Here is a 15,380-nt window from a genome sequence, read left to right on the forward strand (position 1 = left end):
AGTTAAGGGGATGGGGAAACGCGATCCACAATAAATGTTTGAAAAGATTTTGAGTCTTTTATTCTATCATAAATGATATCTCCAACCAGAATTGATTCGGATTTTTGATAATGTCCGCCACCATAATTTTTTCCCGCTTTGTTTCCTGCTAAAAAATAAGGACGGGTATTCAAAGAATCCACTTCATTTTCTGAGATAAATTGCTGGAAGACTTTTTCTCCATAACTTGTATGATTGGGGTTTTCAACTTCTGGGTTACTGGCGAGGTATGTCAAGAGAAAATCAGCCTTTTCTTGTTGGGCAATTTGTAGCATTTCTAGAAAAACTTTACTGGGCAATTGATAATTTACTTCTCGACAAGAAATAGATAAATTATAAACAACATCATCGAGTTTTAAGAATGGAATTGTTGTCCATTTTAATTCTTGCTTAACTTCTTGATACGTTTCTTCTAAGCTACCAATGGGAGTATTTTTTACAATCAATTTATCTCCTTTTATTTTTAATATTGGCTTTTTGTAATCTCTGAAGTCAAAGCGCATCCGAAAAATATCATCCGAAATAAATGCAGCAATTACAAGATCGGGTTGATAAGTTTTAATACTTTCTTTTAAGGTAATATAGATTTGATCTAACCCATAACCGCCAACTCCTAAGTTAATAATATTTAACCGTCGATCTTTGGCTTGCAAAAGATTTGTCCACAGAAAAGAATCATCGGTATCGATCCCAAAAGTGTAAGAGTCTCCAACAACTAAAACTGTGTATTGTTCGGGGTTTGGTTTATAATCTTTTAAGGCACGATGACCTTGTTGATTAGTTGTATACTTAATATTATCAATAGTAACAGAAAGATTAGGTTTAGGAGTCCAGCCGCGAGTAGGATGGGTATCGTGTAATCTGGCATCACGAATGAGTCCGCGATCGCTTTCATAGCGTTTGATAAATTGAGATTTCCACCAATAAGAACCACAGGCACTATCGCCGAATTTATCGCGATCGGATACTTTATATAAGTTATTAAATCCTGATAAATTTTGTAAAGGTTTGAAACTAGAAAATTGGAAAGCAATTTCTAGGAAAACTAATGTAATCAGTCCGATCGCAGTGTAACTTTTAAGGGTAATAAGAAATTGTTTTAATTTCATGGGCGATCGCCAATCTAAAAAATTTGATCTTGGAGAAAAATTTCCTGCAAAAAGGAGACAGGATAATACACGCTTTTAATTTATCATATTCGTGCCAATTTTTCTGCAAACTTAATTCAAAATAGCGTGTAAATAAAAGGCGCGATCGCGGATCCTTGAGTAAAGACAATTAGCGCACCCAATAATACTAAAGCAATAATTAAAGGTGCAAGCCAATATTTTTTCCGTTCTTTTAAAAAGCCCCAAAGGTCTTTAATTAAATCTAGCATTAGTAAGGATTCTCCATACTTTCTCGGCTGCGTTTTTGGCTGCTAATACGATAAGTTTCGGCTTGGCGATCGCATTTCTTTGCCATTGGATCTCGTTGCATCAGACGCATTATAAACCCCATTGGGGTAACGATCGCAAAAAAGATAATTCCCAGAATAATACGAGAATTGATCCAAGCGAGAATTTCCGCAATTTTCATCCATCCCTTATAGACAGGTTGGAGAGAAGGAGGAAAGGCGATCGCCAGAAACCAAAATACTCCCCCCAATACCCAAGGCAATACAGGAAAACCATGATTCCACAACCAAGGCAAAATTAAGCCAAAGAGAAGGGGTATAAATGTTCCCAAAAGCATTCCAAATTGGCGCAGTTCTTTTTTCGTTTTGTTTAATTCTAAAGTCATTATTCTAAAGTCATTGCTGTTAACTCAAAAGAGATTATTATTTGCTAATTAAAACAAAACCTCGTGTTTTTCCTGATGTCGAATCGATGGTATTGGTAGAATGCCAAAGTTCCTCGACACTGACCCAAATAGGGGGATATTTGTATCGCGCAACATCGAGAATGAGGAAGCGATCGCTTTCTTCATTGTAAGCTGCGATCGGGGAAATATGACCTCCTTTTTCTTGACCAATTTCGCTGCGAAGATAATTCACTAAAACAAAATTATCGGGTTGTCCTAAATTAGTAATAATGCGCTGGCGAAATTCTGCCAAAGAGATTTCTCCACCATGATAAGTGTTGGTATCAAGTCCATAACTTTGCAAAAATCCTGTCAATTCTGCCAAAGTCATTCCCTGCTGCATCACTGTTTCTTTGGGAAGCACTGCTTGAGTTTTGGGATTATTGAAAAAGTTATCTTGGGTAAAGACTCGATAGGTACGATATTCGGGTGCTTCTGGGGCTTCAATTCCTAAAGCATTGAGAACCATAACCATACTTGCAACCCCACAATAAGCGAGGTTATCTTGACTGACAAACTGTAAACTAAGAGGGAGATAATCTCGCCTTGCTTGACTGTCAAATAGTAAATTTGCCCCTTCTAAGGAATCCAAATTAATCAGATTTTCGCGGAGAGGAAGAGTTTGCGCGATCGCCTCTCCTCCTAGGAAACAAACAAGGAAAAAGGAGAGTTTACCCGCATTTAAAGCAAATTGAGTTAAAGGGATTTTAGGAAAGATCATGATTTATCAGGGTGTAATGTTTTAGATTCGGGTTTTTTGTAATTTAAGGATATAGTAGCAAAATTTTTCTTAATCTAACTCAAATTCATCTCGCCAAGACTCATCTTTTTGCCATTCAGGTTGGTCAGGTTTTGACAGTAAGAAGTTTTCCAAAACTAAATAGTCCATTTCTGTTCGCATGAAACAGCGATAGGCATCTTCAGGAGTACAAACAATGGGTTCTCCGCGAACATTGAAGGATGTATTCACCAAAACACCGCACCCGGTTTTTGCTTCAAAATGACTGAGAAGATCATAATAGCGAGGATTGGTTTCTTTGTGTACGGTTTGCACTCTTGCAGAATAGTCTACATGAGTAATAGCGGGAAGGGTAGAACGAGAAATTTTTAACTTTTCAATTCCGAATAATTGCTGTTGTTCTTCCGTCATGGGAGAATGTAATTCTGCTTGTAGAGGAGCCACTAATAACATATAAGGACTCTGGCGATCTAAGGCAAAATAATCAGAAACTCGTTCTGCTAAAACTGAGGGGGCAAAAGGACGAAAAGACTCGCGATATTTAATTTTTAAATTCATGGTAGATTGCATTTCTGTATTACGAGGATCGCCAATAATAGAGCGATTTCCGAGGGCGCGGGGACCGAATTCCATGCGACATTGAAACCAACCGACTACATTTCCCTTATCTAAAATTTCTGCCAATTCTGGCATTAATTTTTCGTCTTCAAGATGTTGATATTTTGCCCCAATATCATCAAGATACTGGCGAATTTCCTTGTTATTAAAACGCGGTCCCAAATAAGTTCCTTGCATCATATCTGTGGTGGACACTTGGCGGGGGCGATCGCAATACTGATACCAAATCGCCAAAGCTGCCCCAATTGCCCCTCCTGCGTCCCCTGCGGCGGGTTGAATCCAAATATCCCGAAAAGGTCCTTCCCGCAATAAACGCCCGTTAGCGACGCAATTTAGGGCAACTCCACCCGCCAAACAAAGATACTCGGTTTGTAGTTCTTTATGTGCGGTTTGTGCCAAACGCAGGACAATTTCTTCTGTTACTTTTTGCACCGATGCGGCGATATCCATCTCCTTTTGCCCGATCTGGCTCTCTCTTTTCCGAGGAGGCGCACCAAAGAGGCGATGGAATTTCCGGTTTGTCATGGTCAACCCAGTGGCATAGTTGAAATAGTCCATGTCTAGCCGGAATGTGCCGTCATCCTTGAGATCAATAAGATAGTCGAGGATGAGATTAGTATATTGAGGGTCGCCGTAGGGGGCGAGTCCCATGAGTTTGTATTCCCCGGAATTAACTTTAAATCCGGTATAATAAGTGAAAGCCGAGTAGAGCATTCCCAAGGAGTGAGGAAAATTTATCTCCCATTGGGGAACGAGTTGATTATTTTCTCCCAACCAAAGGGAAGTTGTCGCCCATTCTCCCACGGCATCGAGACAGAGAACGGCAGCTTTGGGGAAAGGACTGGGGAAAAAGGCTGAAGCGGCATGAGACTGGTGATGTTCGCTGAAGAGAAGAGGAGGAAGTTCTTTTACTTTACAGTCCCCGAGGCGAGCCAGTTCTTTTTTTAGGACGGTTTTGAGATAAAGTTTTTCCTGCAACCATGCAGACATGGCCGTGAGAAAAGACCGAAACCCTTTGGGTGCATAGGAGATATAGGTTTCGAGAAGGCGTTCAAAGGTAATGAAGGGTTTTTCGTAGAAGACAATATAATCGAGTTTTCTGAGGGGAATAGCGGCGGTTTGCAAACAGTAGGCGATCGCCTTCCCTGGAAATCTAGCATCGTGTTTTTGGCGCGAAAATCGTTCTTCTTGGGCGGCGGCGAGGATTTGACCTTCACGGATGAGGGCGGCGGCGCTATCGTGGTAATAGGCAGAGATTCCGAGGATGTGCATCTGGCGATCGCAAAAGGCTAATTGACTTAATATCCTAGCAGCTACAGTTTAAGTTGCGATCGCTTTGTTTTTCTCAACAATTTCAATGATTTTTCCATGATAGATTTACTTGGATTAATCGGTAGAGTTGGGGGAAGACTTGACTAAGTGAGAAAGAGTAACATCAAATATCACTGTAAAAGGTTGTCCCATTTCATCTTGGAGGAGTTTTTCTGCCTCTCGAACTTCCTCGGGACGGATATCCTCTCGAACTTGAACGGTTAAAGTAATGGAAGGCGGATTTGTTTTCCAGTCCACTTGCGATCGCGTTAATTTAATATCCGGTCGGTTTAGAAAAGCATCGCTAACGAGAATGCGTTTGAGGGATTTATTGGCACGGGTTTTCCCCGACAATTGCCAAAAGCTAATACCCAGAGGAATCGCAAGAAGCAGAAAGAGAAAAATTGATACTCCCCAAGAAAGAGTGCGACTGAGTTCGCTATTATGAGCATAGCCGGTTATCACATAAACCCCTAAGCAAGCTAAATTGATTCCTATGAGATTAGTGATGTAGAGTAACATTGCTCCACTAGAAGCTGATATATCTCCTTGAGAGAGAGAAAGACCGACAACACAAAGAGGAGGCATAAGAGCAACAGAAATCGCTACTCCAGGAATCGTATCGCCAATAGAGGGACGAATTTTGGCGTAACCCCCTACAGCCCCCGCTACAACAGCAATAGAAAGATCGATAAGAGTGGGTTGAGTTCGAGAGATTACTTCTGAACCAAACTCGGGTAAACCCACGATATCCCCCACCATCCAAGAAATAAAAAGAGAGAGAATTGTACCGAAAATGATAGCTAGAGAACTAACTCGCAAAAGTTCGAGATCGCCTTCTAAAGTGGCAAAGGAAAAACCCCGAATCGGTAACATAAGAGGGGCAACAATCATCGCACCGATAATGACTGCGGTACTATTAATTAATAATCCCAATGTCGCAATCAGACAAGAAGCAACAATGAGAACAAGATAATGTTGCGTTAATTTAGATTCTTCGAGAAGAGATTGTCGCAGTTTGAGAATAGGAATTGCACCCAAACCATTTTTTTTAATCGTTTGCCAAATTTTTTGCATTTTTTTATAGAGAGATTAGCGATCGCCCCAAATTAAGAAATGAGTTCTCATCTCTCGATCTAAAAATCGCGATTATGTTCGTAATCCCAACATTGTTCTTCAATCCAATAGCTGCCTCTTTTTTCACAAGTATCAGCATCATCAATATAAGGAATAATAGCAGGAAAAGAGCGATCTTGCGATAATTCAGGGGTTGCTCGATAATAAGAGCCTAATAAATAAGCACCGATCAAAGCCATAAATCCTCCCACCGCCATTAATACCATAAATTGCGCTCCTTTGCGAGCAGTTTTAGCTTGTTGGATTTCCGAATTTAGATTCAAGAGTTGTTTTTTGATTTTAAGATTATTATGTCTTAAATGTTCGGCCCGTTTGAGTAATGTCACCCGCAACTGTTCGAGTTCTTGTTGAGAAGAAGAATTGCGTAACTTTTCAATGGAGTCTAATAAAGAATCATTTTGCTGCAAAAGATTAAAGACTTCATCGGTGAGTAACTGCATTCGGTTGCCAATTGCTCGGGCAATATGAATGGATAATTTGCCCCCGATACTGCTACCATCAGACATTAATTTCTCAAAGGACGATCGCGCGATCGCAAAGGTTAGCATTACCGTTTTTGCGCGAATAGTACAACTACGAGGGGTTTTCATAATCACCCCTAATTCCCCCAAAACATCCCCTCGTCCTACATCGCGAATATGTTTGCTAGAACCGTCCTCGGACTCTTTCAGGATTTCTGCTTCTCCGTGTAACAGAACCAGGATAGAATCACTGTCGTCTCCTTGACGCATTAAAATATCATTGTCTTTAAAGTTAACCAATGTTCCCGCTTCTCGGAGTTGGCCAACTTCCTCTAAAGACAGATTTTTGCCGATATCGGTTTGTTTGAGGATTTCGTATAATTCTTCTACATACATCGTTTTTGGCCTTCTGCACTAAGATTATGCTCTAGCTTGGCAAATTTTTGTAAATTTTACAATAGAAAATCATTAATATAACTTTATGTTAAAATCGTCCCCCCCATCATTTTTTGATAGCGTGCCTCTAACTCTTTTTTGAGTGAAGACATTCCCCCCAAATTTCCATCAGCTAGAATGATTTTTTCCGCAGCATCTCTCGCTAATACTAAAACCTCCTGATCTTCCACCAAACTCGCCAAAGCAAAGTCTGCCAAACCCGATTGTTTTGTCCCCAAAACTTGCCCAGGACCTCGAAAACGCAAATCCATTTCTGAGATAAAAAATCCATCTTGAGACTGTTCCAAAACACTCAAACGCTGGCGAGAATCGGGACTCTTACTGCTACTCATTAAAAAACAATAGGACTGATGCGAACCTCGTCCCACTCGTCCTCTTAACTGGTGTAATTGAGAGAGTCCAAATCGTTCGGCATTTTCAATTAAAATAATAGTTGCATTAGGAATATCTACTCCTACTTCAATCACGGTTGTGGAAACAATAATCTGTATTTCATTTTCTCTAAATTGACTTAAAACTTCATCTTTATCTGCCGAACTCATGCGACCGTGTAATAGTCCCACCTTAAAATCGGGAAAAATCTTTTCTTGTAAATGTTTGCTTTCCTGAATTGCCGCACGAGCATCCAATTTTTCGGATTCTTCAACCAATGGTAGAATAATATAAGCCTGTCTTCCCTGCACAATTTCTCGGCGAATTAAATCGTAAGCCTGTTGCCTCTGTTTGCCTGCTAATGCTGTTGTTTGAATGGGTTGTCGTCCTGGGGGTAATTCATCAATTTGAGAGACATCTAAATCTCCATGTAAAGTTAAAGATAGGGTGCGAGGAATAGGAGTTGCAGTCATGGTTAAAACATGGGGAGATTCTCCTTTTGCCAGTAGTTTTGCTCGTTGATGCACCCCAAAGCGATGTTGTTCGTCAATGACAACTAAACCTAAACGACGAAATTGTACGGGGTCTTCAATTAAAGCATGAGTTCCCACTAATAAAGGTAATTCTCCTGTAAATAAATGACCGTGAATTTCTCTGCGCTTGCGAACTTTTGTCGAACCTGTCAGCAAATCTGTAGGTAAATAAAGTAAATTAAACCAGTTAACTAATTTTCGATAATGCTGTTCTGCTAAAACTTCCGTTGGTGCCATTAATGCTGCTTGATAACCAGACTGAATGGCGGCTAAAATAGCAAAAACGGCAACAATTGTTTTCCCCGATCCTACATCGCCTTGTACCAAACGATTCATGGGAGATGAGGAATTTAAGTCTTGTAAAATATCGCTAATAACCCGTTTTTGAGCATTAGTTAATGTAAATGGTAACATTCCTCGAAAGCGATCTAATAGTTCTCCTTCTGGTGAAAGAATGGCACTATTTTGCAGTTGTTTTTGTTGTTGACGACGCTGAAGAAAGCCCAGTTGTAAATAAAAGAATTCATCGAAGACTAAACGGCGACGGGCATGAGTTAAGGCTTCACGATCGCCAGGAAAATGAATATTCGCGATCGCCTCTTTTAAATCAATTAAGCCATACTGTTGTTTAATTTCCTGGGGTAAAGGATCTTCAAGGCGATCGCAGGCAGGAAGTGCCGCTAAAACTGCCCGTCTCACCACATCCGCAGAAACCCCTTCCGTGAGGGGATAAACGGGCAAAATACGCCCAATATTTGGAGATTCAATGGCAGCCCCAGGACCGTCGAGAATTTCAATTTCTGGGTTGTCTAAAGTAATGCCATATTTATTCTTTTTAACCAGTCCCGAAGCGGCGGCGATCGCCCCTACAGGATACTGTCTTTTTTGCTGTTCTTGCCAACCTCGGTTGCTAAAACGCGGACCGTGAAAAAAGCGGTTGAGTTTAATTTGTCCCGTGCGATCGCGCAGTCGCAGATCGAAAATAGTCAGTTTTCTATTCTTAGGACTGGTGAAACAAGTACAACTTTTAATACTTCCCACAATTGTCACTGTTTCCCCTTCAACCAATTCGGTAATATTGGCTTGACGGGCATAATCAATATGATCTCTCGGATAGTAAAATAAGACATCTCGCACGGTGTTTAAATCCAAACGCACCAAAGCGGAAGCACTCCCGCGCTGTTGAATTTCTGGTAAAGATTTGAGGGGTGTATCTAGGGTTAAATCTTCACTTTTAACCTTGCTTTCTAGCTCTTTAACCCGTAAAGATTCAGTTTTACCTTCTTTTGAGTCTAAAGGAGGAGAAACTTCTCTTGCACTCTTCTGGAGGTCTTGGAGGAGAGGGCGAGCAATATTAATCAGAGTCTCTCTCTGGTCGCGATCGCATTCCGGATAAAGGGCAAATTCCTGCGCCATCGCCTTCCAGCGACGGCGTTGCACTGGGGTTCCTACCGTGATGGGTAACGGTTTGCGGAAATTTAGCACCATAAACTCACTAAAACGGTGCTGTTTGCCCTGGAGGTCGCCAAAACCCCTTTCCGCTTCTATCGTTAACGATTTTTTCAGTCTCTCCCAGTCTGGTAATTCAGCCACGTCCCCTTACTCCAAATTTGACCCTCTTTAATTGTACTAATGCACTACTCATTCTAGTTTAAATTTTTTCTAGTAAGGCGATCGCGGTCTACCAAAAGGAAAATCATAAATCACTTGAGAAAGTTCGTTCATTAATTGGCCGCGAGATTGTTCGTCATTGAGTTTTTGGGCGATCGCGATCGCATTTTCATATAAAATAACAGCCATTTCTCGCCGTCCTAAAGCGCTATGATAACGAGCATACAATGATAAACCTGCCAATTCTTGCGCTAAATTCTTTTCATTGCGTGCTAAATCAATCCACCAATCTAGAGATTGAAATGCAGCACTAAACTCATTAATTTTGCCATAAGAAATAGCCAATCCCCGTAAAGCGCGAAAGAGATTTTCCATATCTCTTCCTTCCCGAGAGTACCATCTCGCCAAACGATATTCTGCCACGGCTAGATCGTGTTGTCCCATAGCCGCATAGGCATTACCCAAATTATTAAATGTATTCGCTTGTCCCGCAAAATCTCTAAAACGACGGCGAAATATATTAGCACGTTTATAGTATTTAATCGCCGCTTCATAGCGACCCAAATAAGCCGATGCTAATCCCAAATTACTTAAACTTAAACCCTCTCCTTCCTGATAACTGATATAACGAGAAAGTTCGAGGGCTTCAGCAAAACTGGCCTCTGCACCGAGGGGATTACTATTCGTTAAAAGGATAGTTCCCAAATTATTTAAACCGTGAATCTGTCCGCGCACATCTTGTAGATCTCGGGCGATCGCCAAACGACGACGCAAAACATTTTCCGCTTCCGCATAATACCCCGCTTTGGCAAATGTCACCCCTAAATAATCATAAGTTGTGCCGATCGCCTCTGTGTCGCCAACCCTTTCGTAAAAGTCTAAGGCTTGTAACCACTGGGCGATCGCCTTATCGAATTCACCTTTTTCGTAAGACTGTCCCCCCAACCGTAACAGCAGGTCCCCCTCATTGCGATCGCTTCCCCGTTGCGTATTACCGGGACGCAGATGCAAGGGAGGTATTTGCAATTGTTCGTTAAGATTGTCTATAGATTGAGCTAGAGACTGGGCTAGGATAAGGCGATCGCGATCGGCATCTTCCCACAATTGCGCTGCTTCGACGGGTAAAGCAACACAAATTGTAGCGAACAAACCGAACAAATACCAAGGAAATTTCACGAGGCGCACTCCCAATTGTTGGGTATACAAATTTGATGATGACACTATTTTAATGCGATACGGCATTAGCAGGCGATCTCGCGATCAATGTGAAAACTTTGTAGAAGTTAGTTATAATTACATTTTGAATATATTCCATGAACCAGCCTCCTAATCGAAATCAGCCAGATCCCCATCAATCAAATCATAATGAGCAGTTGGTAATTCAGCAAGCTCAAGAAGAAACTGAACGACTACGACAGGAGAATCAGCATCATAGAGTTGGCCAACGCAGGGTCTTATTTGCTCGTATCGTTAATAGTATATATTTCTTAGTTGGGCTTCTCGAAGTTCTCTTAGGAATGCGCTTATTCTTGCGAATATTTGGGGCAAATCCTGATAATATTTTTGCTCAAACTATCTATGGGCTATCTAACCCATTTGTTGCTCCGTTTTCGACCTTATTTATAAGTCCTGTGCAAAGTACGGAAGCAACACTAGGAGAAAATATTTTTGATGTGAATCTCCTGATTGCCATGATAATCTATGCTGTTCTTTGCAGTGTGGGGGTTTGGATTATTCGCTATATCCAAGAGCAAATTGGATAGCCAAAATTTTAGAGTAAAATCTTTAAAACGGGGTAATTTCTTTCGCTTCTTCAGGCAGCTTTGCTGTTTTCTGTCCTTCGCTTCTAGCTTGATAAGTAATCAAATCTAAAGGAGTCCACATTATATCAACAAAATCGGCTTTTTGTGCTAATAATTTAACAAAATTTAAAGGGATTTCTTTTAATATCCAACGGCTCAAACGATAAAGAGTTTTGTTGAGGTTTTGCTCTGGCATTAGTTCGACTCCATGTAGTTCGTGTAAATAGCGATTAGAACGTCCGTAGCGTCGCCATTGACTGCGTAATTCTGGTAGAGTGGAGCGATGGCGATGGCGAATAAATGCTGTTTCTATAAACTCTAATTTCCAGTCTGTTTCTCGTAGGATTCGCCAACAAATATCCGCATCTCCTCCCGTGGTTAAATAAGGACGAAATAAGCCCACTTGTTCAAATGCTTGTTTACGAATGGCTAAATTAGCAGTTTGACCATAAGGACAAAACGAATTGGCTAAAGTATGTTTTTGAGAAAGAGTTTCCTTGCGATCGCTATATCTTTCTAGCCAATTTGTACTCGGAAGGGCTTGTATTTCCCCTGCAACCAAACCAATTTCAGGATTTGCAAAGGGTTTAACCAGCAATTCTAGCCATTGCGGACAAGGGCGACAGTCGGCATCGGTAAAGGCAAAAATATCGTATTTTGCGGCGCGAATTCCTGCATTTCGTGCCGCATAAGAACCTTGGACTTTTGTTTCGTTTAATGGGAGTACAAACAGTCCTTTCTGGGCAAATTCAGCCACCGCAGTTGCGAGGATTTCCCCCGTGCGATCGCTGCTATTATTATTAACCAAAATATACTCCACTTGCGACGCAGGATAAGTTTGTTCTTGCAAGCAAGTCAATAAATAGGGTAAATCTTCCGCGCCGTTGTAAATAGGGATAATAACAGAAATGTTCATTTCAGGTAATAGGTAATAAATTGATGGAATTTTAGGATTAAGTTAATGAGGTAAATTTAAACAAAGATTTCCTAATACTGGAATTGAGATGCTCAATATTTCATCTAGGCATAAAAGCATTACAGCTATCCCTAGAGAAAAACTTGCTAAACTGAATATGTTTTCCTTTTTGTTACGCATTTTTTCTAACTCTAACAAAGTTTCTTTTTCTAAATACTGAATTAAAGAGATTAGATAAATTTCTTCCTCTGCCCGATTCCAGTCATCGGAGAGAAGTTGTTCTGGTAAAATGATCTTTCCATTTCTTGTACTACTTGTTGCAGCCAAACCCCGCAATCCGATCGCGATCGCAATAATGAAAAAGGAATATGCTACAAACTTTAATAAATAGCAAGCTGGACAAGGATAGTAAGTTGAGGTACAATTAATGAATACAGATGAGCTAGGTAAGTCTTTACCAAAATTGACTAAAACACCGCTAAAGGTTAGAAGTACCGCAAGTTTTGTGTTGATTTTATCAAGTTCTCCACTCAATTGATTAATTGAATTTAAGCAATATTCGTAGGTTAGCTTAATATTTGTCATTATAATATTTGTCATTAGAGGATTTTTTAAAAATGTCAATCAAATCGTATCAACAAAACCAGGGAAAATCGCAAGATTTCAATGAATTTACATCAACACAAGAAAAGGCTCTTTTTTATGTAAAATTAGAAAGACTTGCGATAGAACTAAAAAAAACAATAGAAAGAATTCTCTCTGACAATACAGTAGGTATTGAGAGGATAACACAACAAGAACTTGTAGACCTCAACCAAACTTTACAAAAAATTATGGAAGAGGCAAGAGAAAGAACTCTAGACGAATTAACGCAATATGGAAATACAAGCATCTCTCTTTTAGAATATGTAGAAACTCTAGAAGCCATTGTTCTCAAGCAAAAAACAATGTTGGCAACAACAGAAAACAATCCCCAAGAAGAAACTCCACCCCCAAAAGAAGCAAAAGTAAAGTTACCGAAAGTCGATCCGTCTAAAACCATAGCCTATCGGCAAGATGGGTTCGATTTCAAGGGCTTTTTTAGAAAGTAAAGCGATCGCAATGCCCCGATCAACTCCGATTTTGCAAAATAAACTCCGCGATCGCCAAATCCACCGGAGTTGTAATCTTAAGATTTGTTTCTTCTCCCTGGACAATTTCCACAGGTAGATCGCACCTTTCAAATAAGGCCGCATCGTCGGTTACTTCCCAACCCAACTGCTTGCCTTTTTCGTGACATTCCTTTAATAACTTCACCTCAAACCCTTGGGGCGTTTGTGCTGCCCAGAGATTAGCGCGATCGGGAGTGCTTTGAATAATGCCCCCATCCCCAACCACTTTAATCGTATCCTTCACCGGAACCGCCGCAATTAAGCCCGAACAAGATTCTAGAGCAATAGCACAGCGATCGAATAATTGCGGTGTCGCCAAACATCGCGCCCCATCGTGAATCAAAACGCCTTCAGCACCCTCTGGCAGCCCCTGCAAGCCGTTGTAAACCGACTCTTGACGAGTAACCCCCCCTTCAATCAACTCCACGGGTTTAGAGAGATTGGCCTCCCTTAAAATCTCCCGAAATGCCTTAAAATCATAAGACTGCCCCATGATACCAATCCAAGTGATTCTCTCGGATGCCTCCGCCGCCCGTAACGTCCACGTCAGTAAAGGCCGCTTCAACAGGGTCAAGAGGAGCTTATTGCGATCGCCTCCCATGCGTTTTCCTAAACCAGCAGCAGGGATGAGTAAGTGCATACGCAAATTGAATCTTTCCAAAATAAATCCATCTGGCTCTCATCTTCCCTTAAAATTGACCTTGATTAACTCAAATTCCGTGAATTGAGATGCGAATATTAGCCCTCGTCCCCGGTGGAATTGGCGATCAGATTCTCTTTTTCCCAACTCTGACCACCCTCAAACAGCAATATCCCCAAGCATTAATCGATGTTTTGGTGGAACCGCGATCGAAGGGGGCGTACCGCGTTTGCCCTTCGGTGAATGAAGTTCTTCTCTTTGACTATAAGGATCGTAACGGTTTAGCCGACTATCTCAACCTCTTGGGAGTCCTGCGCGATCGCGAATACGAAGCGGCGATCGCCCTCGGACAACAATGGACCGTCGGGTTACTCCTCTGGCTGGAAGGAATTCCCGATCGCATTGGTTACAACATGAAAAAGGGCTGCTTTTTTACCAATACCGTCCCCTTAAAACAAGAACAATATGCCGCCGAGATGTATCACGATCTCCTCGATGGTTTACATATTGCAGCATCCTGTCCTCCCGTTGGTGTTACTGTTCTCAAAGAGGATATTGACTGGGCGGAAGTGGAACAAAAGAACCTTGATGTGAAGGAAAGCGGTTATATTCTCCTTCACGGTGGCTCGAGTAAATTGGCACTCAGTAAGGGAATTGACAAAATTTATCCTGTCAAAAGCTGGCTGCAAATTGTCGAAAATATCCGCCAAAAACAGCCGAATTTACCTATTGTTTTGCTCAAGGGTCCTGAAGATGAGGAATTTATCGCGCAAATGCTGGCAGGCGATCGCGAGTTAAAAACCGTCTCACCTCCAGATATTGGTAAACTCGCCGCACTTATCGCCGGGGCCAATTTAATGCTGTGTACCGATAGCGCCCCTATGCACTTGGCGATCGCCGTGGGAACCTATACTATTGCCCTATTCGGACCGACGGAAGCGAAGAAACTCCTTCCTCCCGGTAGCGACAAATGTATCGGCATTCAGTCTCCTTCCAAGGCGATCGCCGATATTGCCCCAGTTACCGTTATTGAGCAAATTTGGCGTGAGTAAACCGGCAATATTTTTAGATCGAGATGGAGTCCTCAACAAAGAAGTGGGTTACATCCACAAGGTTGAGGACTTGGCACTCATTGAGGGGGTGGCAAAAGCCGTGCGCCGTCTCAATGATGCGGGCTGGTTTTGCTGTATGGTTTCTAACCAAGCGGGACCAGCGCGGGGTTACTTTCCCGTGACTCACATTGAGGCGCTACACCATCGCCTCGTGCATCTCTTAAATGAGGAAGCAGGGGCGAAATTAGATGCTCTCTATTATTGTCCCTATCTTGCTCCTCCCGCCGGGGGAGTCGATGCCGAATATGCTTGCTGGAGTACGTGGCGCAAACCCAATACGGGGATGTTAGTGGCGGCGGCATGGGAACACGATCTCGATATCTCTCGCAGTTTTATGGTGGGAGATAAAGCAACGGATGTGGATTTAGCGAGAAATGCTGGAGCAAAAGGTATTTTAGTGAAAACTGGCTACGGCAAGGATGTTATTGGAGGAAAATATCAACATCACTCAACTCCTGACTTTACTGCGGCGGACTTAGTGGAGGCTGTAGAGTGGATTTTACAGAAAAGATAAATCTCAAATTGTTTCATCATCCATTTTTTCTTGAACGCTCCCCAACCAAATCAAAGATTATGGTTGGGGATTCTTTCAGCTACGAGAGACCTCGTAGCGTTCCCAGAACAACTGGCGTTCTCAGTG

At 41.7% G+C, this 15,380-nt stretch carries 16 protein-coding genes; 4 read left to right on the forward strand and 12 right to left on the reverse strand.

Translation table 11 applies throughout. From position 1 onward, the window contains the following. Positions 1–2: 2 nt before the first annotated feature. The 9 genes from JUI58_RS14895 to JUI58_RS14935 all read right to left on the reverse strand — a co-directional run bounded on the left by JUI58_RS14895 (position 3) and on the right by JUI58_RS14935 (position 10,340). Entirely contained in the window at positions 3–1,148 is a 1,146-nt protein-coding gene (locus tag JUI58_RS14895; RefSeq protein ID WP_204104584.1) for an SGNH/GDSL hydrolase family protein, read from the reverse strand. 116 nt (positions 1,149–1,264) lie between these two features. Beyond that, positions 1,265–1,417, reverse strand: a complete 153-nt coding sequence (locus JUI58_RS14900; protein ID WP_204104585.1) for a DUF5989 family protein — start codon at positions 1,415–1,417, stop codon at positions 1,265–1,267. Then, the gene (locus JUI58_RS14905) at positions 1,417–1,821 is read right to left on the reverse strand and encodes an SxtJ family membrane protein (RefSeq protein ID WP_204104586.1); all 405 of its coding nucleotides are present in this window, start codon (positions 1,819–1,821) and stop codon (positions 1,417–1,419) included. The genes JUI58_RS14900 and JUI58_RS14905 overlap by 1 nt, the downstream gene beginning before the upstream one ends. Positions 1,822–1,858: 37 nt before the next feature. After that, positions 1,859–2,602, reverse strand: coding sequence for a phytochelatin synthase family protein (locus JUI58_RS14910; RefSeq protein ID WP_204104587.1), 744 nt, complete (start codon positions 2,600–2,602; stop codon positions 1,859–1,861). Between the two features lie 69 nt (positions 2,603–2,671). Continuing rightward, complete coding sequence (locus JUI58_RS14915) at positions 2,672–4,510, reverse strand: carbamoyltransferase (protein ID WP_204104588.1); 1,839 nt, start codon at positions 4,508–4,510, stop codon at positions 2,672–2,674. 114 nt (positions 4,511–4,624) lie between these two features. Further along, positions 4,625–5,626 (reverse strand): DUF389 domain-containing protein, encoded by a 1,002-nt coding sequence (locus JUI58_RS14920; RefSeq protein WP_204104589.1) that lies wholly within the window; start codon positions 5,624–5,626, stop codon positions 4,625–4,627. 59 nt (positions 5,627–5,685) lie between these two features. Next, a complete protein-coding gene (locus JUI58_RS14925) occupies positions 5,686–6,543 on the reverse strand; it encodes a cyclic nucleotide-binding domain-containing protein (RefSeq protein ID WP_204104590.1) in 858 nt (285 codons plus the stop codon). An 83-nt stretch (positions 6,544–6,626) separates the two neighbouring features. After that, complete coding sequence (gene recG, locus JUI58_RS14930) at positions 6,627–9,101, reverse strand: ATP-dependent DNA helicase RecG (RefSeq protein WP_204104591.1); 2,475 nt, start codon at positions 9,099–9,101, stop codon at positions 6,627–6,629. A 69-nt stretch (positions 9,102–9,170) separates the two neighbouring features. Further along, complete coding sequence (locus JUI58_RS14935; protein WP_204104592.1) at positions 9,171–10,340, reverse strand: tetratricopeptide repeat protein; 1,170 nt, start codon at positions 10,338–10,340, stop codon at positions 9,171–9,173. Between the two features lie 92 nt (positions 10,341–10,432). Here JUI58_RS14935 and JUI58_RS14940 point away from each other — a divergent pair, with 92 nt between their 5' ends. Further along, a complete protein-coding gene (locus tag JUI58_RS14940) occupies positions 10,433–10,882 on the forward strand; it encodes a YggT family protein (protein WP_204104593.1) in 450 nt (149 codons plus the stop codon). A 22-nt stretch (positions 10,883–10,904) separates the two neighbouring features. Here the strand turns inward: JUI58_RS14940 and JUI58_RS14945 are convergent, their stop codons facing one another. Together JUI58_RS14945 and JUI58_RS14950 are read right to left on the reverse strand one after the other, a co-directional pair. Then, positions 10,905–11,837 (reverse strand): glycosyltransferase, encoded by a 933-nt coding sequence (locus JUI58_RS14945; RefSeq protein ID WP_204104594.1) that lies wholly within the window; start codon positions 11,835–11,837, stop codon positions 10,905–10,907. A gap of 42 nt (positions 11,838–11,879) precedes the next feature. Further along, positions 11,880–12,422: a hypothetical protein gene (locus JUI58_RS14950; protein ID WP_204104595.1), complete on the reverse strand. Its 543-nt coding sequence runs from the start codon at positions 12,420–12,422 to the stop codon at positions 11,880–11,882. An 8-nt stretch (positions 12,423–12,430) separates the two neighbouring features. On the opposite strand from JUI58_RS14950, the gene JUI58_RS14955 reads away from it, so the two are divergent. Beyond that, complete coding sequence (locus tag JUI58_RS14955) at positions 12,431–12,928, forward strand: hypothetical protein (protein WP_204104596.1); 498 nt, start codon at positions 12,431–12,433, stop codon at positions 12,926–12,928. 19 nt (positions 12,929–12,947) lie between these two features. Here JUI58_RS14955 and ispD read toward each other — a convergent pair whose 3' ends face one another. After that, positions 12,948–13,628, reverse strand: a complete 681-nt coding sequence (gene ispD, locus JUI58_RS14960; protein WP_204104597.1) for a 2-C-methyl-D-erythritol 4-phosphate cytidylyltransferase — start codon at positions 13,626–13,628, stop codon at positions 12,948–12,950. Between the two features lie 89 nt (positions 13,629–13,717). Here ispD and JUI58_RS14965 point away from each other — a divergent pair, with 89 nt between their 5' ends. Then, a complete protein-coding gene (locus tag JUI58_RS14965) occupies positions 13,718–14,680 on the forward strand; it encodes a glycosyltransferase family 9 protein (protein ID WP_204104598.1) in 963 nt (320 codons plus the stop codon). Continuing rightward, positions 14,673–15,254 (forward strand): HAD family hydrolase, encoded by a 582-nt coding sequence (locus JUI58_RS14970; protein WP_204104599.1) that lies wholly within the window; start codon positions 14,673–14,675, stop codon positions 15,252–15,254. Before JUI58_RS14965 ends, JUI58_RS14970 begins: the two co-directional genes overlap by 8 nt. The last annotated feature ends 126 nt before the right edge of the window (positions 15,255–15,380 follow it).

Source organism: Spirulina sp. CCY15215, assembly GCF_016888125.1.
Taxonomy (GTDB): Bacteria; Cyanobacteriota; Cyanobacteriia; order Cyanobacteriales; family Spirulinaceae; genus CCY15215.

Coding starts and splice junctions, on each gene's coding strand:
- JUI58_RS14895 (WP_204104584.1), bottom strand. CDS start 1,148: ATGAAATTAAAACAATTTCTTATTACCCTTAAAAGTTACACTGCGATC.
- JUI58_RS14900 (WP_204104585.1), bottom strand. CDS start 1,417: ATGCTAGATTTAATTAAAGACCTTTGGGGCTTTTTAAAAGAACGGAAA.
- JUI58_RS14905 (WP_204104586.1), bottom strand. CDS start 1,821: ATGACTTTAGAATTAAACAAAACGAAAAAAGAACTGCGCCAATTTGGA.
- JUI58_RS14910 (WP_204104587.1), bottom strand. CDS start 2,602: ATGATCTTTCCTAAAATCCCTTTAACTCAATTTGCTTTAAATGCGGGT.
- JUI58_RS14915 (WP_204104588.1), bottom strand. CDS start 4,510: ATGCACATCCTCGGAATCTCTGCCTATTACCACGATAGCGCCGCCGCC.
- JUI58_RS14920 (WP_204104589.1), bottom strand. CDS start 5,626: ATGCAAAAAATTTGGCAAACGATTAAAAAAAATGGTTTGGGTGCAATT.
- JUI58_RS14925 (WP_204104590.1), bottom strand. CDS start 6,543: ATGTATGTAGAAGAATTATACGAAATCCTCAAACAAACCGATATCGGC.
- JUI58_RS14940 (WP_204104593.1), top strand. CDS start 10,433: ATGAACCAGCCTCCTAATCGAAATCAGCCAGATCCCCATCAATCAAAT.
- JUI58_RS14945 (WP_204104594.1), bottom strand. CDS start 11,837: ATGAACATTTCTGTTATTATCCCTATTTACAACGGCGCGGAAGATTTA.
- JUI58_RS14950 (WP_204104595.1), bottom strand. CDS start 12,422: ATGACAAATATTAAGCTAACCTACGAATATTGCTTAAATTCAATTAAT.
- ispD (WP_204104597.1), bottom strand. CDS start 13,628: ATGCACTTACTCATCCCTGCTGCTGGTTTAGGAAAACGCATGGGAGGC.
- JUI58_RS14965 (WP_204104598.1), top strand. CDS start 13,718: ATGCGAATATTAGCCCTCGTCCCCGGTGGAATTGGCGATCAGATTCTC.